At 36.0% G+C, this 20,237-nt stretch carries 20 protein-coding genes; 3 read left to right on the top strand and 17 right to left on the bottom strand.

What is annotated here, in order from left to right; all coding sequences use genetic code 11:
- From trmD to FFM65_RS05035, 13 genes are all read right to left on the bottom strand, one after another.
- Nucleotides 1-729: a tRNA (guanosine(37)-N1)-methyltransferase TrmD gene (trmD, locus tag FFM65_RS05095; RefSeq protein WP_056945151.1), complete on the bottom strand. Its 729-nt coding sequence runs from the start codon at nt 727-729 to the stop codon at nt 1-3.
- Nucleotides 729-1,235, bottom strand: a complete 507-nt coding sequence (gene rimM, locus FFM65_RS05090; protein WP_119317946.1) for a ribosome maturation factor RimM — start codon at nt 1,233-1,235, stop codon at nt 729-731. The genes trmD and rimM overlap by 1 nt, the downstream gene beginning before the upstream one ends.
- 57 nt (nt 1,236-1,292) lie before the next feature.
- On the bottom strand, nt 1,293-1,565 hold the full coding sequence (gene rpsP / locus FFM65_RS05085) for a 30S ribosomal protein S16 (protein WP_010019451.1): 273 nt from the start codon (nt 1,563-1,565) through the stop codon (nt 1,293-1,295).
- A 90-nt stretch (nt 1,566-1,655) separates the two neighbouring features.
- Entirely contained in the window at nt 1,656-3,092 is a 1,437-nt protein-coding gene (gene ffh / locus FFM65_RS05080) for a signal recognition particle protein (protein WP_119317945.1), read from the bottom strand.
- A 9-nt stretch (nt 3,093-3,101) separates the two neighbouring features.
- A complete protein-coding gene (ylxM, locus tag FFM65_RS05075; protein ID WP_119317944.1) occupies nt 3,102-3,443 on the bottom strand; it encodes a YlxM family DNA-binding protein in 342 nt (113 codons plus the stop codon).
- The gene (gene ftsY / locus FFM65_RS05070) at nt 3,443-4,864 is read right to left on the bottom strand and encodes a signal recognition particle-docking protein FtsY (protein ID WP_119317943.1); all 1,422 of its coding nucleotides are present in this window, start codon (nt 4,862-4,864) and stop codon (nt 3,443-3,445) included. Before ftsY ends, ylxM begins: the two co-directional genes overlap by 1 nt.
- A gap of 9 nt (nt 4,865-4,873) precedes the next feature.
- Nucleotides 4,874-8,419, bottom strand: a complete 3,546-nt coding sequence (gene smc / locus FFM65_RS05065; RefSeq protein WP_119317942.1) for a chromosome segregation protein SMC — start codon at nt 8,417-8,419, stop codon at nt 4,874-4,876.
- A gap of 10 nt (nt 8,420-8,429) precedes the next feature.
- On the bottom strand, nt 8,430-9,119 hold the full coding sequence (rnc, locus tag FFM65_RS05060) for a ribonuclease III (RefSeq protein ID WP_119317941.1): 690 nt from the start codon (nt 9,117-9,119) through the stop codon (nt 8,430-8,432).
- A gap of 204 nt (nt 9,120-9,323) precedes the next feature.
- Complete coding sequence (gene acpP, locus FFM65_RS05055; protein WP_010019442.1) at nt 9,324-9,566, bottom strand: acyl carrier protein; 243 nt, start codon at nt 9,564-9,566, stop codon at nt 9,324-9,326.
- A gap of 11 nt (nt 9,567-9,577) precedes the next feature.
- Nucleotides 9,578-10,582: a phosphate acyltransferase PlsX gene (gene plsX, locus FFM65_RS05050; RefSeq protein ID WP_119317940.1), complete on the bottom strand. Its 1,005-nt coding sequence runs from the start codon at nt 10,580-10,582 to the stop codon at nt 9,578-9,580.
- 12 nt (nt 10,583-10,594) lie between these two features.
- On the bottom strand, nt 10,595-12,628 hold the full coding sequence (recG, locus tag FFM65_RS05045) for an ATP-dependent DNA helicase RecG (RefSeq protein WP_119317939.1): 2,034 nt from the start codon (nt 12,626-12,628) through the stop codon (nt 10,595-10,597).
- A gap of 75 nt (nt 12,629-12,703) precedes the next feature.
- Complete coding sequence (locus tag FFM65_RS05040; RefSeq protein WP_162897930.1) at nt 12,704-14,344, bottom strand: DAK2 domain-containing protein; 1,641 nt, start codon at nt 14,342-14,344, stop codon at nt 12,704-12,706.
- Nucleotides 14,345-14,408: 64 nt separating this feature from the next.
- Nucleotides 14,409-14,777, bottom strand: a complete 369-nt coding sequence (locus FFM65_RS05035) for an Asp23/Gls24 family envelope stress response protein (protein ID WP_057815097.1) — start codon at nt 14,775-14,777, stop codon at nt 14,409-14,411.
- Nucleotides 14,778-14,973: 196 nt separating this feature from the next.
- Here FFM65_RS05035 and rpmB point away from each other — a divergent pair, with 196 nt between their 5' ends.
- Both rpmB and FFM65_RS05025 read left to right on the top strand, forming a co-directional pair.
- Nucleotides 14,974-15,159: a 50S ribosomal protein L28 gene (rpmB, locus tag FFM65_RS05030; protein WP_010019437.1), complete on the top strand. Its 186-nt coding sequence runs from the start codon at nt 14,974-14,976 to the stop codon at nt 15,157-15,159.
- Between the two features lie 87 nt (nt 15,160-15,246).
- Complete coding sequence (locus FFM65_RS05025; protein WP_119317937.1) at nt 15,247-16,044, top strand: hypothetical protein; 798 nt, start codon at nt 15,247-15,249, stop codon at nt 16,042-16,044.
- A 39-nt stretch (nt 16,045-16,083) separates the two neighbouring features.
- On the opposite strand, the gene FFM65_RS05020 is transcribed toward FFM65_RS05025, so the two are convergent.
- Complete coding sequence (locus FFM65_RS05020) at nt 16,084-17,226, bottom strand: trans-sulfuration enzyme family protein (protein ID WP_119317936.1); 1,143 nt, start codon at nt 17,224-17,226, stop codon at nt 16,084-16,086.
- Between the two features lie 152 nt (nt 17,227-17,378).
- Here FFM65_RS05020 and FFM65_RS05015 point away from each other — a divergent pair, with 152 nt between their 5' ends.
- Nucleotides 17,379-17,885 (top strand): type 1 glutamine amidotransferase domain-containing protein, encoded by a 507-nt coding sequence (locus tag FFM65_RS05015; protein WP_119317935.1) that lies wholly within the window; start codon nt 17,379-17,381, stop codon nt 17,883-17,885.
- A 46-nt stretch (nt 17,886-17,931) separates the two neighbouring features.
- Here FFM65_RS05015 and FFM65_RS05010 read toward each other — a convergent pair whose 3' ends face one another.
- The 3 genes from FFM65_RS05010 to FFM65_RS05000 are packed head-to-tail and all read right to left on the bottom strand — an operon-like array spanning nt 17,932 to nt 20,082.
- Nucleotides 17,932-18,708, bottom strand: a complete 777-nt coding sequence (locus tag FFM65_RS05010) for an SDR family NAD(P)-dependent oxidoreductase (RefSeq protein WP_119317934.1) — start codon at nt 18,706-18,708, stop codon at nt 17,932-17,934.
- Nucleotides 18,709-18,733: 25 nt separating this feature from the next.
- Entirely contained in the window at nt 18,734-19,207 is a 474-nt protein-coding gene (locus FFM65_RS05005; protein WP_010019432.1) for an S-ribosylhomocysteine lyase, read from the bottom strand.
- A gap of 20 nt (nt 19,208-19,227) precedes the next feature.
- Nucleotides 19,228-20,082, bottom strand: coding sequence for a MetQ/NlpA family ABC transporter substrate-binding protein (locus FFM65_RS05000; RefSeq protein WP_119317933.1), 855 nt, complete (start codon nt 20,080-20,082; stop codon nt 19,228-19,230).
- Nucleotides 20,083-20,237 lie beyond the last annotated feature (155 nt).

The following is a 20,237-nucleotide window of genomic DNA, read 5'->3' as shown; positions in this document are numbered from 1 at the left end:
CTAGTTATTTTGACGAATTTTGCGTAAAAGCTTCTTTTCTTCGTCAGTCAATGAAGCATGCTCCAATAAATCAGGACGACGTTCCAAAGTCTTCTTCAGAGCTTGTTCTAAACGCCAGAGACGGATTTTTTCATGGTCTCCACTAATTAACACGTCAGGAACCTTTTTGCCGCGAAAATCGGCCGGACGGGAATATTGAGGATACTCTAACAAGTTATTGGAGAAAGATTCCTCTTCAGCTGAAAATGAGTTTCCCAACACGCCTGGCACGAAACGTAACGTCGCATCGATCATACTCATCGTTGGCAATTCGCCACCCGTCAAAATATAATCACCGATCGACACTTCATCAGTCACCAAATCTTTGACACGTTCATCAAAACCTTCGTAATGTCCACAGATGAATACCAATTGATCTTCTTTAGCAAAATCCTTGGCCATCTTAGTGTTGAAAGTTTTACCAGCTGGGTCTAACAAAACAACTCTCTTTTTACCCGGCTTTTTCTTTTCAACATAATCCATTGCGTCGTAAATTGGTTGAGCTTGCAATAACATCCCGGCTCCACCACCATATGGTGCATCGTCAACGTGATTTTGCTTATTAGTAGTAAAGTCACGAAAATCAACGACATCAATATTTACGAGTTCTTTTTCCTGTGCTTTTCCAATCAATGACTCATTTAGCGCTTGAAACATTTTTGGAAAAATACTTAAAATTGTAATATCCATTAATCTATCAACCCATCCGGTATTTCAACTTTGACCTCTTTATTTTCAAGGTCAACTTCTTTAATTACATCATCAATGTAAGGCAACAAAATTTCCTTATACTTTGGACTCTTGACGACCCAAACATCATTAGAACCTAGTTCCATGATTTCAGTAATTTTGCCGACCTCACCCAAATCTTTATCGATTACATTTAAACCGATAATTTGGCTGTACAAAAATTCTCCATCGTTTAAATCATTAACTTCTTCACCATTAGCAAATAATTCTGATTTAACAAATTTTTCGACGTCATTAATATTGTCATAGCCCTTTAATTTGACTAAGACAAAATTTTTGTGTGGACGTGATGATTCAACGACAAATTCAGTATTATCTTTCAAGAACAATTTTGCACCCGACTTAAAACGGTCTTTAGGAAAATCGGTAATTGGGATTACTCGCAATTCGCCTTTAATACCATGAGTATTTACGATAGTACCAACACGATATAATTTTTCAGTCATTTTTCCTCCGTGAATAAAAATGGAACCACGACAATTGTCTGGTCCCATTAAAAATTACTATTTTGTAAATTTGCTTTCGTGGAACTTTTGCATAATTCCGTGTTGTTTCAACAAGTGACGAACAGTATCTGAAGGTTGTGCACCTTTGTTTAACCATTCAACGATCTTGTCATCATCCAACTTGATTTCTTCTGGTTGTGAAATTGGGTTGTAGTAACCAACTTGTTCGATAAAGCGACCATCACGTGGTGAACGTGAATCTGCAACTACCAATCTGTAAAATGGTCTTAACTTACTACCCATACGTTTCATTCTGATTTTAACTGACATATGTTTGTTTCCTCCTAAATACTTAACTTTGTTAGTATACACAAAAAAATAGATGCTGTAAAGTTTTTTTCTTGACAGCATCTATTTTTTTTATGATTTAAAACGTTTAATCTTCTTTAAACGCTTCTTCTTTTTCTTTTTATTACGACGAACCATTGACTTCATTGCCATTTTACCTAATCGACCTTGAACGCCATTGCCCATCAATTGTTCCATCCCGGCCATGTTACCTTTACTCATTTTATTCATCATGTCACGGGATTGCTTGAATTGCTTGATCATACGGTTAACATTTTGGACGCTTTGACCAGAACCAGCTGCAATTCTACGACGACGTGAAGGGTTCAAAAGATCTGGATCTTCACGTTCTTTAGGTGTCATAGAATAAACGATAGCCTTCAAGTGAGCGATATCTTTTTCACCAATATTGATATTAGCCAAAGCAGGATTATTGGCCATTCCGGGAATCATCTTCATCAACTCATCCAAAGGACCCATTTTTTGAATTTGATCCATTTGATCAATAAAATCATTGAAATCAAAACTATTTTCACGAATTTTTTCGGCTACTTCTTTAGCTTGCTTTTCATCGTAATCTGTTTGGGCCTTTTCAATCAAGGTCAACATGTCACCCATACCAAGGATACGGTTAGCCATACGGTCAGGATGGAAAACATCTAATTGGTCGAGTTTTTCACCTTGTCCAATGAACTTGATTGGCTTACCAGTAACAGAACGAATTGAAAGTGCAGCACCACCACGAGTGTCACCATCCAACTTCGTCAAAACAACACCAGTGATATCTAATTGTTCATCGAAACCATGGGCAACTTTAGCAGCTACTTGACCAGTCATTGAATCGGCAACGAATAAAATTTCATTTGGGTGTGCCAAATCTTTGATCTTTTGAAGTTCTTCCATCAATTGTTCATCGATTTCCAAACGACCAGCCGTATCAATAATTACATAGTCATTCTTATTTTCTTTCGCTACTGCCAAACCATTTTTAACGATTTCTACTGGATCATTGTCAGTTCCCTCGTCATAAACTGGTACGTCAAGTTGTTGACCGATAGTCTTCAATTGTTCGATAGCAGCAGGACGATAAACATCTCCGGCAATGAACAATGGACGAGCTTTATCATTTGTCTTCAAACGATTAGCTAATTTACCAGCTGTAGTAGTTTTACCAGCACCTTGAAGACCAACCATCATAATAATCGTTGGAATGTGTGGTGCTTTATTCAATGGAACCGCTTCTTGTCCCATCAATTTAGTTAACTCTTCATCAACAATCTTGATAACTTGTTGTGAAGGAGTCAAACTTTCCATTACTTCTGCGCCTAAGGCACGTTCACGTACAGTCTTAACGAAAGTCTTAACGACATCAAAATTAACATCGGCTTCCAATAAGGCCATTCGAACTTCACGCATTACTTTACGAACATCTTCGTCAGAAAGCTTACCTTTTCCCTTTAAGGAAGAAAAAACTTTTTGTAAACGTTCGCTTAATCCTTCAAAAGCCATACTCTACTCCTACATTTCATTTATTTTAGAAATTCTTTGTACTAATGCTAATAATTCTTTATCACCAGCATATTTAGTTTGAACCAATTGACTGAGATTCTTTGAAATATCATCAATTTCTTGAGTTTTCTCAACTAAACCGAGCTCTTTCTCAAATGATTCTAACAAATTGACAGAACGATGCAAATTATCTAATACCGCTTGTCTGGAAACATCTAATTGTTCAGAAATCTCACTGAGTGAAAAATCCTCTACGTAATAGAGATCCATATAGCGGCTTTGCTTTTTCGTCAATAATGAATGATAAAAATTATACAACAGATTGATCCGGGTCGTTTCATCAATATCCATTATTTATCAGGAGCTCCAACAATCAAGTCCTTGAATAAACCATAAATGAATTTCTCTGGGTCAAAGTCACGTAAATCATCCATTTGTTCACCAAGACCAACCAATTTAACTGGAATATGCAATTCATTTCTGATTGCCAAGACGACCCCACCTTGAGAACTTCCATCCAATTTAGTCAAAACAATTCCGGAAACATCAGTTGTTTCATTAAATTGTTTAGCTTGACTCAAAGCATTTTGTCCCGTTGAACCATCAAGAACTAACAATACTTCTTGTGGTGCATCTGGCAATTCACGGGTAATGACACGTTTAATTTTTTCTAGTTCACGCATCAAGCCTTCTTTATTTTGCAAACGTCCAGCAGTATCAACTAACAAGATATCGAAATCTTCATTAACTGCTCGTTGAACGGCATCATAAACCACAGAGGCAGGGTCAGTATGAGCTTTACTTGCTTGAACAGGAACATTTACACGTTTGCCCCATTCTTGCAATTGTTCAATAGCACCAGCTCTAAAGGTATCGCCAGCAGCTAATAAGACTTTCTTGCCTTCTGATTGATAGCGATGAGCTAGTTTTCCGATAGTAGTAGTTTTACCAGCACCATTAACACCGACGAACAAGAAGATAGTTGGTGTCTTATCAGTACTGAACTTCAAATCGTTATCTTCATCCTTACCTTCTTCACCGTACATATCAACTAATTTACGCACGATAACATTAGAAACGTCAGATTTTTTCTTGGCATTTTCTAACTTAACTTCTTCACGCAATTCATCAGAAATACGCATAGCTGTTTCATAGCCAACATCAGATTCAATCAACAATTCTTCCAAATCATCAAAGAAATCTTCATCAACACTTCTAAAGTTAGCTAGGAAATGATTCAAGCGAGAACTAAAGGAATTACGACTCTTCTTTAAACCTTCATCGTATTCTTTAACGTCATCCTTTGGTTCTTCGGATTCTTTAGGCTCTTCAGACTCTTTATTTTCCTCAGCAACTGGTTCAGTAGTTTCTTCCCCAGTATCTTTGTCTGATTCATGAGCTTCTTGAACAGGTTCTTCAGAAGTACTTTCTGATTTTTCTTGAGGTTCGACAGTTTCTTCTTTTGTTGATTCTTCAGAAGTCTGATCAGATTGTGGTTCTACTGGTTCTGATTTTGGTTTTTGCTCTGATTCTGGTTCTTCAGCAGTAGTTTCAACTGGTTGCTCAGTTTTTCCTTTGACTGTTGATTCATCAGCAGTTTCTTTTGGTTGAGCTTCTGTTGCAGACTCTTTTTCCTCTTCAGGAGAAGCTGATTCTGGTTTTGAATTTTGGTCAGATTCAGGGGCTTGTTCTGAAGATTTTTTCTCTAATTCTTTTTCTTCAGAATCAGATTTACCGGTAAAAGCTTTTTTAATTCGATCAAATAATCCCATTATTTTCTCCTATTCTTTGACTTTAACTGACAATATTCTGGAAACACCAGATTCTTCCATGGTTACACCATACAAACGATTTACGTTCATCATAGTCCCTTTACGGTGAGTAATAACAATGAATTCAGTATTATCATCATATTGATTTAAATAATTAGCAAAACGATAAACATTAGCATCATCAAGTGACGCTTCAACCTCATCCAAGATACAAAATGGAACTGGTTTAGCTTTGATAATCGCAAAGAGCAAAGTAATCGCTGTCAAAGCTTTTTCCCCACCAGACAATAGACTTAAACGTTGGAATTTCTTCCCTGGTGGTTGTGCAATAATTTCGATTCCTGATTCCAATAAGTTATCTGGTTCGGTCAGAACTAATTTGGCACGACCTCCAGCAAACATTTCTGGAAAAATCTCTTCAAAGGCTTCTGATACTTCATCGAATGTCTTTTTGAATCTCGTCGTTACTTCTTTATCCATTTCAGACATCGTATCTAGCAACTGACTTCTAGCTTGTAAGAGATCATTTTGTTGTTGCGTCAAAAATTCATAACGGTCTTTGACTTTGTCATAATCATCAATAGCTGATAAATTGACTGTTCCCAACTCTTCAATCCCCATCTTGAGCAATCGAGCTTCTTTCTTCAAAGCTTCGGGATCATAGTCCCCACGTTTTAAATCTTGGAGTGAAGCTTCATAAGTCAATTGATAATCTTGCGACAAAGTATCTAAACGACTGTCGATTTGATTAGATAATTTCGTATTTTGAATAGCCAATGATTCTTGTTGATCAGCAGCGGCTTTTTGTAAATCAAAATTACGTTGTGCTTTAGAATTCAGCTCAGTGGACAAAGCTTGTTGCTTTTCGCGTTCAGCCTTAAGTTTAGCTACAACATCCTGCAAATCATTAATTTCAGCTTGACTTTCTTTAATACGGTTTTTAACTTCAGTGTTGCTCAAATCTAATTGACTCTTTTCGGAATCCAAATCGTTTAACTTACCTTGTAATTCAGAGATTTGTTTATTTGCTTGAGAGATCGATTCCTTCAAATAGCTATTTTGATCGGACTCATTAGCATGATTATTCTTAATGACAGCTAATTTAGTTTGCAATTCTTGTTCTTGATGATTAATTTTATTGAGTTGCGTATCAAAATCCGTCAATAATTTTTGCTTTTGATCGATTTCTTGTTGCGTAGCAGTAATTTCTTTTTGAATCTTCTCAGCTGTGGCTTTTTGCGTAGCCAAATCCTGATTGATCTGTGTTTGCTCTTCTTGATTCTTGCTTAAATTATATTTGATAACGTCTAAACGTTCACTAAAATGTTTTTCTTCACTTTGAGAAGTAGAAATTTCATTTTCAAATTTACTCTTAGATTGATTGAAATTAGCAAGTTTTGCATCAATACGTTTCTTTTCAGCATTGTATTGTACTAATTGATTTCTCAAATCTTGAACTAGTGCTTGTTTTTGATCCATCAATAATTCTTGTTTAGAAAGTTGTTTAGTTAAATCTGCTAATTCATCTTTTCGACTCAAAATACTGGAGTTGACACGGCGTTGTTGTCCACCAGTTAAAGATCCACCAGCATTAACAATATTTCCATCCAAAGTAACTACGCGGAACTTGCGATTAACCGCTGCTGAAATGCTTGTAGCATCATCGATATTTTTGGCAACTAATAAATTACCCAAAATGTTCTTAACAATATTTTTTACTTTTTCATCATAGGTCACTAAATCACTAGCGACTCCAACAAAACCTGTGACCCTTTTAGCTTTGTTCAAATCATTAGTGTTGATAGTACGAGCTTGAATAATATTTAGTGGCAAGAAAGTAGCACGCCCACCACGATTTTGACGTAAATAAGCAATGGCATGCTTAGCTGCCGCTTCATCTTCAGTTACGATCGATTGCAATTGATTGCTGACAACTGTTTGAATAGCTAATTGATAATCTTGTGGTACCGAAATGAGTTCTGCAACAGCACCCACGATTCCAGAAAGCCGTGCTTTATTATTTAAAATATTTTTAGCACCCTCAAAGAAGCCGGCATGTTCTTGTTCCATATTTTCGAGAACTTTTTTACGTGCTTTGATTTCTTGAAGGTTTTCTAAAATCTTCAAATAATTGTTGTTTTCACTCTTACCTGTTTCAGTAATTTCTTGAATCGATTTTTCTAATTCTTGATTACGTGTCAAAAGTGCTTGATTGTCATCGACTAATTTTTTGATCTCAGCATCAATTTTTTGATGATCTTCTTTATAGCTTTCCAAATTAGTCGTTACTTCTTCAAGTTGCGAATTCTGTTCAGAGATTCCCGCATTGACTCGTTCTAATTGTCTTTGTGAAAATTTTTGTTCATTGTTATTCGTCACTTGGTCTTGGAGAAGATTGACGTAATCTGTTCTTAATTGCGCAATATTATCCTTAATATCAGCTGGCGTTTTTTGCTTCAATTGTTGTAAATCTTTTAATTTATTTTCAAAGTCCGTAATTTTTTCTAGACATTGAGCTAATTTTTGATTTGATTCAACCAACTTGGCATCATTTTTTACTTTTTGTTCTTCGACTGATTTCAATTGATTCGTTAAAGTCAATTTAGTCGTTGAATTAAAGCCAGTTCTCTCGTCGGCAACAGCAATTTTGCTATTGTAAATTTCTAAAGTCTTCGTTACTTCAACTAATTTAGCTTGTTTTTCATCTAGTTGATTCGTCAAAGTTCTAACAGCCTGATTATTATCTTCAACTTGCTGATTAGCTTTTGTTACTTGTTGCGAGATATTTTGCAAGCTAGCCTTAACTTCACGCAATTCTTTATCAATTTGACGTTTTTGATTCGATAAATCTCTAATTTCAATCGTTAAGATTTTTTGATAAATATCATCATACTTGGTCTTTTGTTCTTTGTAATCACGAGCAATACTAGCTTGTTTCTTTAGTGGTTCAACTTGTTTTGACAATTCTGAAACAATATCAGAAACACGATGTAAATTGTCAGTTGTATCGGATAGTTTATTCTCAGCCTGTTGCTTTTTTTGCTTAAACAAAGATACACCGGCTGATTCTTCAATGATACTGCGTCTTTCCACTGGTTTGCTGTTAAAGATTGCCTCAACTCGACCTTGAGAAATAATTGAAAATGATTGTTTACCCATTCCAGAATCCATGAACAATTCAGTAATGTCACGTAAACGACAATTCTTATTATTGATCAAAAATTCTGTATCGCCATTTCTAAAGAGACGACGACAAATTACAACTTCATCTTGAGTTGTCTTTAATTCTTTATTGCGATTATCAAATTCCAAAATTACTTCCGCACGATTCATTTGGGGACGAGTCGCACTTCCAGCAAAAATCACATCGACCATTTTGTCTCCACGTAAACTCTTTGCCGATTGTTCACCCATTACCCAACGTATGGCTTCAGTAATATTTGATTTTCCACTCCCGTTGGGTCCAACGATACCGGTGATTCCACTTGTGAAATCAATCTTCGTCTTGTCAGCAAATGATTTAAACCCATTGATCGTTAATGATTTTAATGGCATAACTTAACTCCTATAATTCATCTAATGCTCTTTTGGCTGCCATTTGTTCAGCGTGTTTCTTGCTGTATCCAAGTCCCTTGGACAAAATCTTACCGTTAGCAATTAGTTCAACTTTAAATTTCTTATCGTGATCAGGACCTTCTTCATCAATCACCTTGTAATCAATTTCGACTTCACCTGACTGTTGTAATTTTTCTTGAAGATGTGTCTTAAAATCAGTATCTTCAGAAAACTCACCTGAATCAATGTGTGGATAAACTACTTTTTTCAAAAAGTCATTAACAACTTCATTGCCTTGATCCAAGTACAAAGCTCCATTAAAGGCTTCAAAAATATCCTCTAGTAAAGTATGTCTTTGACGAGCACCTTGTTTTTCTTCGCCTTTACCGATCAATAAATACTTATCGATTTGAATTTCTTTGGCAAAACGGGCAAAACTATCTGTTCTGACAATATCTGATCTTAAACGTGTTAATTTACCTTCTGGCAATTCTGGGTACTTTTCAAAGAGATAGCGAGAGATATTGATTTCCAAGACCGCATCCCCCAAAAATTCTAGACGTTCGTAATCCCCAATACCAAGCCCCTTATGCTCGTTATCAAATGAGGAATGTGTCATAGCTCTTTGAACTAATTTTTTATTGTTAAACTTGATTCCATACTTTTTATCTAAAAATTCTAAAAATTTTGGATCTAACATAACGTGTCCCCTTTCCGATAATATTAATTATACTAAACTTTTCTATTAAATAATTAGCTGGATAAAAAAATAAGACCACTTGGCCTTAAATTTCGATATTAAAATTTTGAATGTGAGTTATACTGCCGTCTTCCACACAAGCCCTGCGATTGGCTGGAACGGGCGACGGAATTCTTATTCCCACTCAAATTTCAAATAAAACCCCTATCCTTGGTGTGAAGAAATATAGCTAACTGCTTCACCAACAGTAGTGATCTTTTCAGCGTCATCATCAGGAATTTCTGAACCGAACTCATCTTCAAGTTCGAGTACAAATTCTACAAGGTCGATAGAATCTGCATCCAAATCCTTTGTAAATGATGTTTCTTTAGTAATTGTTGATGCATCTACTTCAAACTTGTCAGCAATCAATGCTTTGATTTTGTCAAATACAGCTTGTTCTGTCATAAAAACTCTCCCTATTTTTCGGCGTTCATTTTTTCGAAATATTTATTAGCTTTGTTAATTGTATCGTTAGTTAACATATCATAAATTTGTTTAACAGTATAATAGACCGTCTTACTGTCGGCTGCACCGTGAGCTTTGATCACTGGAGACTTCAAACCTAACAATACGGCCCCACCTGCTTGAGAAGTATCAAACATCTTACGCATACCCTTTAGTGATGGACTAACAATAGCTGCACCCATTTTAGTAAAGATACCATTATTTAGCAAGGCGTCTTTTAACTGCTTCAACAATATCGTTGCTGTTCCTTCAGTAGCCTTCAAAGCAGCGTTTCCAGTGAATCCGTCTGTTACGATGACATCGGCTACACCAGCTAGAATATCACCAGATTCTACGTTACCGATAAAATTGATACCTTCTGTTTCCTTTAGAAGTTGATAGGCTTCCTTATGCAAGGTATCACCCTTGTCGTATTCAGTTCCGTTGTTCAACAAGGCGATTCTTGGCTGATCGATTTTTTTAACATCATGTGCATAGATTGAACCCATAATGGCCCACTGTTGTAAATAGCTTGCCTTGGCTTCAGCATTAGCACCAACATCGAGCATATTAACTCCGTTAGTTGAATTAGTAACTGGTAACGTTGGCATCAAAGCTGGACGAGCTACTTGTTTGATACGACCGACGATAAAAATTCCACTGGCTAACAAAGCTCCAGTATTACCTAATGAGAACAAGGCATCATTTTCGCCATCCTTGACTGATTTAACAGCCAAGACCATCGAAGCGTTTTTCTTAGTTCTAATGGCTCTAACTGGCTCATCAGTACCTAAAATTTCTTCATCAGTGTGTACGATTTTGATTCTTTCATCATTTTGTAAATATTTCTTAATTTCTGATTCTTTCCCATAGAGAACGAATTCTAAATCTTTCCACTCATCACGAGCTTTTTCGATTCCCTCAACAATTACTTTAGGCGCATTGTCGCCACCCATAGCATCAACAGCTATTTTCATATCTTTTCCTCACTAATCAAAATTATTTAGTTGATCATATTCTTCATTAATAAATGACTTCAAATTTTTAGTCTCTGGACTATTGAACAATTTCTCATTATCGAACAAACGACTAGCTTCTTCTTGAGCCACTTCCAAAATATTGATGTCATTGATTGGGTTACCAATTTTAAATTCAGGCAAACCGGATTGACGATTTCCCAATAAATCACCAGCACCACGCATCTTCAAATCTTCTTCAGCTAGAACAAAACCATCGTTAGTCGAGGTCAAAATTTTCATTCGTTCGGCTGCCGATTCATTTTTGGGGTCAGCAATCAAAATACAATATGATTGCTTATCGCCACGGCCAACACGTCCACGTAATTGGTGCAATTGTGATAATCCAAAACGATTAGCATCATAGATTACCATTACTGAAGCATTCGGAACATCGACCCCAACTTCAATAACAGTCGTCGATACTAAGACATCGATTTTTTTATCACTGAAATCATTCATGACAGCTTCTTTTTGATCATTTGGCATTTGGCCATGTAACAAACCTATTTTATACTTTTTACCAAATAGTTCGGTAAACTTATCAAAAATCAATTCAGCGTTTTTTAAATCCATCGTTTCCGATTCGGAGATCAATGGTGTAACGACATAAACTTGTGAACCCGTCTGCAATTCCTTAGCTACAAATTGATACATTTGTTCAATCTTTTGACTACGAATCCAGTAAGTTTCAATTTTTTTACGGCCAGCAGGCAATTGATCGATTCTGGAAACATCCATATCTCCATAAGTCGTAATTGCTAAAGTCCTAGGAATTGGCGTTGCGGTCATTGCTAAGACGTCCGGATTATCGCCTTTTTGACGTAGTGCTTTTCTCTGATTAACACCGAAACGATGCTGTTCATCGATCACGATAAAGCCTAAATCTTTAAACTCAACGCTATCTTGTATCAAAGCATGAGTTCCGACTACAATGTTAGTCTTTCCGTTTAAAATATCGCCAGCGATAAAATCGTGCTCTTTTTTTGTCAAAGAACCAGTCAACAAAGCTGTTCTTATCTTTAAAGGCGTTAACAGTTTACTGATTTTATCAAAATGCTGTTGAGCTAAAATTTCAGTTGGCGCCATAATGGCTGCTTGATAACCTGCTGTCACTGAAGCCAGCATAGCAATTACTGAGACAATCGTCTTACCAGAACCGACATCCCCTTGCAACAAACGGTTCATATGGTGATCAGAAGCCATATCTTGCAAAATTTCGCGTACGACTCGATTTTGGGCATCAGTCAACTTAAATGGCAAACTCTTGATAAAGTCATCCAAGAACTTTTGATCATACTTTTCAACGATACCGATATTTTTATTTTCATCATTTCGCTTAATGCTTTGCAAACCACATTGAAACAAGAAAAATTCTCGAAATTTGGCACTTCTTCTTGCTTCTTCACTTTGCTCTTCATTTTTTGGAAAATGTATTCCCGAAACTATTTGTTCGTCATTCAATAGTTTATATTTCAAACGCAAATAGCTAGGAACGACCGTATCAATTTGATCGTGATATTTCTCAAAAGCAATTTTAATTAAATTGATTAAAGTTTTCTGATGAATATTTTTATTGACTGAATAAACTGAGTCGACCGAATTATCATTGACGCCAATCACTTTCATGCCCATCAATGAACGACGATTAGCATTCCACTTACCATAAACAGCGGCATCATTACCCGTTTCAAATTTGTCTTTTAACCATGGCTGATTAAAAAAGGTTACCATGATTGATTCATTATCCGTCATCAAACGAACATTTAGACGTGTTTTTTTGTACCCAAAGCGTGATACAACCGGTTCACTAGCAACTACGCCTTTAACCAGGATTTTTTCTTGGTCAACAGCATCATCTAAAGACTTAGCTTGCATATCCTCATAGCGAAAAGGGAAATAAAACAGCAAGTCATAAACGTTGTTGATTCCTAATGATTGCAATGCCTCTAATCGTTTTGGTCCAACACTAGGCAATTGCGCTAACGACACTTTTCTTAAATCCATTTACATTCCCCTTTCCTATGAGATTAAAAAAAGGCGTGACAAAACAAACGTTTCATCATTGCCTCCTTTAAAAAATTATTCAACCGAAATCAAATAAGGATAAACTGGTTGATCACCTTGATGGATTTCTGTCTCTAAGTCATCATACTTATCATCTAAGTAGTCAGCAATCTTTTGAGCATCATCTTGGTTACCATCTTCACCAATCAGAATAGTGATTACTTCACTATCTTCATCAATCATTTTATCTAGCATTTTTTCAGTACCAGAAATAATATCTTCATCATCAACTAAGATTTTACCATCAACAATTCCCATGTAATGACCTTTAGTAATCTTGAGACCATCAATTTCAGTATCACGAATTGCTTGAGTAATTTGACCACTCTTAACTGTATCCAAAGAATCTTCCATATTTGCTTCATTTTCTGAAAGTTCTGCATCAGGATTAAAGGAAAGCATAGCAGTCATTCCTTGAGAAATAGTCTTAGAGCCAACAATTGCAACCGGAATATCAACTAGGTCAACTGCTTGTTTTGCAGCCATGATGATATTACCGTTATTTGGCAATACTAAAGCACGTTTAGCATTTGATTTATTAATAGCATCGACAATATCGTTAGTTGATGGATTCATTGTTTGACCACCACTAATCACGTGAGTCACACCTAAACTCTTGAAGAGTTCTGTCAAGCCATCACCAGAAGAAACAGCAATAACCGCATAGTCAATAGCTGCTTGTGGTTGTGTTTCTGGTGTCATTGGTTCGTCATCATCAACGATTGTTTCATGTTGCAAACGCATGTTATCAATCTTGATTTTTGAAAGTGAACCGTATTTTCTACCAGCTGCCCAAACTTTGTAAGGATAGTTAGTGTGAACGTGAACTTTAACAACTTCATCATCGGAAACGACAATTAAGGAGTCACCGATTTTATCTAAATAACTACGTAATTTATCATTTTCAAATTTTTCATCAGAAGTTGGATTCTTACCCAATTCAACCATCATTTCAGTACAGTAACCATTCTTGATCTCATCAGTATTGAATTGACCTTGTACAGATTGGTGGTGGTTAGCATTGACCATTTCAGCCATATCTCTTTCGTCAGGAACATATTCTTCTTCGTCACTGGCAACGCCACTTAGACCTTCTAAAAAGCCTTCATAAATAAAGACTAAACCTTGGCCACCAGAATCAACTACGCCAACTTCTTTTAGAACTGGCAATAATGATGGTGTCTTTTCTAGTCCTACCTTGGCACCAGCTACAACAGCTTTTAAAATTTCCACTGTATCATTAGTTGTCTTAACTTTTTCCATAGCGGACTCAGCACCGAATCTAGCAACTGTCAAAATTGTTCCTTCAACAGGTTTCATAACGGCTTTATAAGCAGTTTTTACACCGTCGTCAAAAGCTTTGGCTAAATCCATAGCTGTCAAAGATTCCTTATCTTCAATACTCTTTGAAAAGCCACGGAAGATTTGTGATGTAATAACACCTGAGTTTCCACGAGCACCCATCAAAAGTCCTTTTGCAAGAGCCTTTCCAAGTGTCCCTACGTGATTACTCTCTGATTCGTTTACGGCCTTAAAACCGCTTTGTATAGTTAAGCTCATATTGGTTCCGGTATCGCCATCAGGAACCGGAAAGACATTAAGTGAGTTTACAAACTTAGCATTCTTTTCAAGTCTGTGCGATGCAACACGCACCATATCTGAAAATTCTTTTTTTGTAATTAGTTCTTTGCTCAAAAGTTTCCCCTCCAACCAGCTTTACCTATTCGATATCGTCCAGAACTTTAATTCCTTGAACATAAACGTTAACAGTGCCAGCTGGCGTTCCAAGCATTGTTTCTAGGTTATATTTTACTTTTTCTTTTAAATTTTTCGCTACTTCGGATATTTTAATACCATATCCAACGATTATGTAGACATCAACGGCCAGTTTACCATCTTCTTGATGAATAACTACACCTCTAGAAAAGTCCTCACGGTTCAAAATCGTATTCATCCCGTCACGTAGTTGGTTTTTGCTTGCCATACCTACGATACCGTAGATATCAGAAGCAGCACCGCCGACAATTGTAGCAACAGTATTTGTTGAAACTTCAATTTCACCATGTTTTGTTTTAATTGTAACTGCCATCTCTGGATCCTCCTATTCATGGACCAAATCTATCATAAACAATAAAATTCTATCATAGCAACAAATCTAATTAAAGAATTAAACTAGATAAAAGTCGATTATTCCATAATTACTCTATTGCTTTAACCTTTTATATATGGTAAATTAGTCAGGTGATATTTTAAAGAAAAACATGTAGCCAAAGGAGATCGGTCCCATGGCAAAAGATATTATTACAGGCCGTAAAACAGTGTTCGGTAACAAACGTTCACACGCTCTTAACCAATCAAAACGTTCTTGGAAGCCAAATTTGCAAAAAGTTCGTATCATGGTTGATGGTAAGCCAAAACGTGTATGGGTTTCAGCTAGAGCATTGAAATCAGGAAAAGTTACTCGTGTATAATTATCACTTAATGATTTAAAAGAGACTAACATTTATTGTTGGTCTCTTTTATTTTATCCTATAATAATCAACTAAGGGAGGGATTCTATGAAAATCACTATTGGCACTCAAAAAAATAATGACGAAGAATTGATGCAAGCTATCGTCAACGCCAAAGATGGCGACGTCATCGAACTGCTTCCTGGAACTTATTTTTCCAGAAATAATCCCTTTATTTGTACGATCAGACGCGATATTTCATTCATCGGCAAAACTTCTAACAAGGAAGACGTTAAATTGTATTGTAGTTTCACAGTTGGCAATAAGAATACTTTGATTTTTAAAAATTTAAGTATCATTTACCCTGCTAACGACGAAAATACTATTTCAGCTTACGACGGTGCTAGAGTTTATGGGCAAAATGTCATCATTGACCGTCAAACAAGTGACTACTGGGATACAATTTACGGTCAAAATGCCTATTTCTCATTTAAAGATTCTAAAATTTTAACTGGTAAAAAAATCAAAGCTATCGGTCTATCTTTAGAAAAGAGTCAACTATTCGCCGATAACACCGAATTTCAATTATTATTCCAGAAGAATTCCAAAGTCTATTTAAAAGATTGTACTATTTTACATAAATTAGAACTACGTCAAGGTTCAAAGACATTCTTTAAAAATCTGACTATTGATTCAACAACTACCGATTATAAAAACGACTTAGCAGTTAAGACGAAATCTCAAATCAGTGGCGACGACCTTATTTTCGTTAAAAATAAACCACAAATAAGAATCTTAGACAGTAATTTTAACGTCCAAGACTTTCAACCAGAAATAGATCAAATCGATTTTAATTTTGATGATCTTTCAAAGATCAATGTTGACGGAAAAAATCTAAAAAAATAAATCTCGATAAAATGTAAATAACATTCTATCGAGATTTTTTTATAGTCTGTCTAAGCTTTGTGCTAAATCATCAATCAAATCATGCACATCTTCAATTCCAACTGATAATCTAACTAACTGATGCGTAATACCAGCCTTTAGTTGCTCTTCAGTTGAAAGTTCCGCGTGGGTCATCTTATAAGGCAGTTCAATTAAACTTTCAACGGCACCCAAACTAACAGCTAATTGAATCAACTTAGTCCCCTCAACGAATTTCGTCGAATCTAGTCCGTCAGCTAATTCAAAGGAAACAATTCCACCAAAACCATCAGCTTCTTTGGCAGCTATTTCATAATCTTTACTACCGGCAATCCCAGGATAATAAATCTTAGCAATTTCTGGACGTGTTTGTAGAAATTCGACAATTTTTTGAGCATTACTCAAATGACGATCCATTCTTACTGATAACGTTTGAATCCCGCGACGTACTAAATTGGAATCTTCTGGAGATAAAGTTGAACCAATGGCGTTTTGATTGAAATAAATTTTATCAGCAATATCCTTATCTTTGGCTACGGCAATCCCAGCAATCACATCTGAGTGACCGCTGAGATATTTCGTAGCTGAATGAATCACAACGTCAGCCCCCAAATTTAGTGGGCGTTGCAAATATGGTGATAGGAATGTATTATCAACGATTGTTAAAAGATTATTTGCTTTAGCTACTTTACTTACGCCAGCGACACTCGTTACGTGCAACAAAGGATTAGTAAAACTTTCAAAATAAATTGCTTTCGTATTAGGTTTGATTGCCTGTCTGATCTCATCTAAATTTTGAGTATCGACAGCAGTAAATTCAATTTGCCAGCGTTTAAAGAATTCATTGATAATTCTAAAAGTTCCACCATAGATTTCTTTACCGATAATCAGATGATCTCCTGGTTTAAAGATTGCTAATACAGCATGAATTGCCGCTGAACCTGAAGAAAAAGCAAAACCACGACAGCCATTTTCCAACTGTGCTACTTGTTCCTCTAAATAATTTCTCGTTGGATTACCCGAACGTGCATAATCGTATTTTACCTTGGCATCAACCGATGGATAAATATAAGTTGATGAATTGTAAACTGGAACATTGACCGCCCCAGTATTGTTGTCATTTTGTGGCTCTCCATGAACCAATTTTGTATTAAAGTTTGTCATATTAATCCTCCATAACTCAAACTCATAAACTATTATGTTATCTCACAAGAATTGCTATTAAACAATAAAAATATTCATAATGGAAATTATTTGACTTATCCCCACCCCCTACGAGTAAACTATTACTATATTAATGAGGAGGAAACAAATTTATGAGTAAAATTATTGCTGTAATGGCTAATGATGTTGAGGATATCGAGTACACATCCCCTAAAAAAGCTTTGACTGATGCAGGTAACGAGGTAACCCTAGTTGGTAGTAAAGCTAATGAAAAATTAGTTGGTAAACACGGAACAGAATTTACTGCTGATAAGGGAATCGATGACATCAATGCTGATGATTACGATGCTTTACTAATTCCTGGTGGTTTCTCACCTGATAATCTTCGTGCTGATGAAAGATTCGTTGAACTTGCTAAGAAATTTATGCTTGCTGATAAAGCTATCTTTTCAATCTGCCACGGTCCACAACTTTTGATGCAAACAGGTTTAGTTAAAGGTAGAACCTTAACTTCATACAAGACTGTTCAAACAGATCTTTACTACGCAGGTGGTATTGTTAAAGATGAACCAGTAGTTATCGATCGTCATTTGATTACTAGTCGTACTCCTGATGACTTGGATGCCTTCAACAAAGCTATCGTTAATGAATTGAAATAATTATATAAAATAAGCTAGCCAGTTATTTAAAACTGACTAGCTTTTTTTAATTCATCGTCATTCCACCAGTAACATTGATACCTTGCCCTGTCATATAATCTGACAATGGACTAGCTAGGAACAATACAACATTGGCGACATCTTTAGGAGTTCCCGTCCGTCCTAGTGGTACTTGGCTATTATCTTCTTTTTCGATATCGTCAGCCGTTAAGCCTCTGATTTTAGCACCGTCTTTTCTCTCACGATGTTTCATTGAAGTTTCGATAATACCGGGACAAACTGCATTGACATTGATTTGATCTTTAGCCACTTCAATTGCTAAAGTCTTTGTCAAACCGAGGACAGCATGCTTAGAAGCAACGTATGCTGACATTGCACGATAACCATTCTTACCAGCTTGAGAAGCAATCAAAACTACTTTTCCGGGACGTTTGGCTGCAACCATTAATTTGACAATGTACTTGCTAACTAAGTAAGTCCCACGGGTATTGACGGCTAATGTCTTATCAAAATCACTCGTCTGACTGTCAATTAAATAATCCATCGTCGAAATTCCAGCTACATTAACTAAAATGTTGGGAGTAAGATTTTGAGTTTCTAGTTGAGCTGCTAAATTTTTGACGCTAGTCTCATCACTGACATCGAGATGAATTTGATATTCAAAATCATTCAATCGTTTTAAATTATTATTTTGATATGACAAATCAGCTGCAATCACGATAGCTTTTTCATTTTGAAAAGTCGTCACCACTTCACGTCCGATACCTTGAAAACCACCAGTGACGAGAACAATTTTTTTCTCTAAAGATGTAAATAGACTCATAATTAACCTTCTTTACTAATTTAGATTAGATTACGTGGCGTTCGTATGGATCGTTAGAAATTCCTTCTTCAAGAATCTTCTTTGACCATTCCTTAGCTGAGAACAATGAATGGTCACGATAGTTACCACAACTGTACTTGTCAGTTCCTTGAACGTCTTTCCATTCGATGTTTTCAGCAATATCTGTCAAAGCACCTTTCAAGGCTTCAGCAACTTCAGTAGTTGAATGTTCACCCCAAGTGATCAAATGGAAACCTGTACGACAACCGAATGGAGAGCAGTCAATCACGCCGTCTAATCTATCTCTCAAAAGTCCAGCTAACAAATGTTCAATTGTATGTAAACCAGCAGTAGGAATAGCATTTTCGTTAGGTTGTACTAGACGCAAATCATAGTTTGAAATTGCATCGCCCTTTGCTCCGTGTTCCTCAGTAATCAAACGAACATAAGGTGCCTTTACCTTTGTGTGATCCAATGTAAAACTTTCAACTTTAGCCATAATAATTATCTCCTTAAAATTTATTTATTTTCTAAATATGTTAATGGTTTATTAACTTCAATCTTTGTTCCATAATATTTTTTCTTGATATATTCTTGAATCTTCTTGTTGTGGTAGAGCTTAACTAGTTTCTTGTAGTTAGCATTATTTTTATTCTTATCAGCAGTTGCTAGGATATTGACGTTTTCTTTGGTACTTTGATCGATTTTTTCGTGGTAGATAGAATCAGTCAAAACGTGAAGTCCACTTTCCAAAGCAACGGTATTAGAAATGAGAACTACTGGTACATCATTTAAAACTCTAGGACCGGTGGTATCATCGATTTCTTTGAATTTAAGGTTCTTAGGATTAGCAGTAATATCTTTGGTATTATCTAAAGCTCCGAAATCCTTTTTCAAAGTGATCAATCCAGCTTCTTGCAATAACAACAAACCTCGTGATGTATTAGCAGGGTTGTTGGCGATGGCAATTGTTGTTCCATCAGGAATATCCTCAATACTCTTGTACTTCTTGGAATAAATTCCTAGTGGTTCCAAATAAGTTGTTCCTAAAGCAGCCAGTTTTCCTTTTGGATTTTGTTTGTTATAAGCCTTGTAATAAGACCATGATTGGAAAGCATTGACATCGACTTGACCTTGACTTGTGGCAGAGTTTAGTTGCGCCCCATCAGTGATTTCTTTAGTTTTGATATTCAAACCTAATTTCTTAGCTTGAGAACTCTTGGCAATATGTTCCCAAATTTCTAGGTCGGATCCTTGTGAACCAACAACGATGGTATCATCATCGGCCGCCTTTGATTGATTTCCACAGCCGACCAATAAAATAACCGACAGTGCTAAAAGTACTGTAACAATTAAACTTTTCCCTTTTCTCATTTCCTTCTCCTCCTCTATTTTAATAATCCTCTAATCTTTCATGTTGGTCTGAGCCATAGACTTTTCATAAAAATGCCTCCTCGATTGATTAAATAATTAATTATTAAATTTTTCAGATATTGAACATGGTGGCTGAGCTACCACCAAATTAAGGA

The organism is Companilactobacillus formosensis (assembly GCF_005405305.1).
GTDB classification, from domain to species: Bacteria; Bacillota; Bacilli; order Lactobacillales; family Lactobacillaceae; genus Companilactobacillus; species Companilactobacillus formosensis.
The sequence above is the reverse complement of the archived record's forward strand: the minus strand, read 5'-3'. Positions and strand labels throughout refer to the sequence as shown.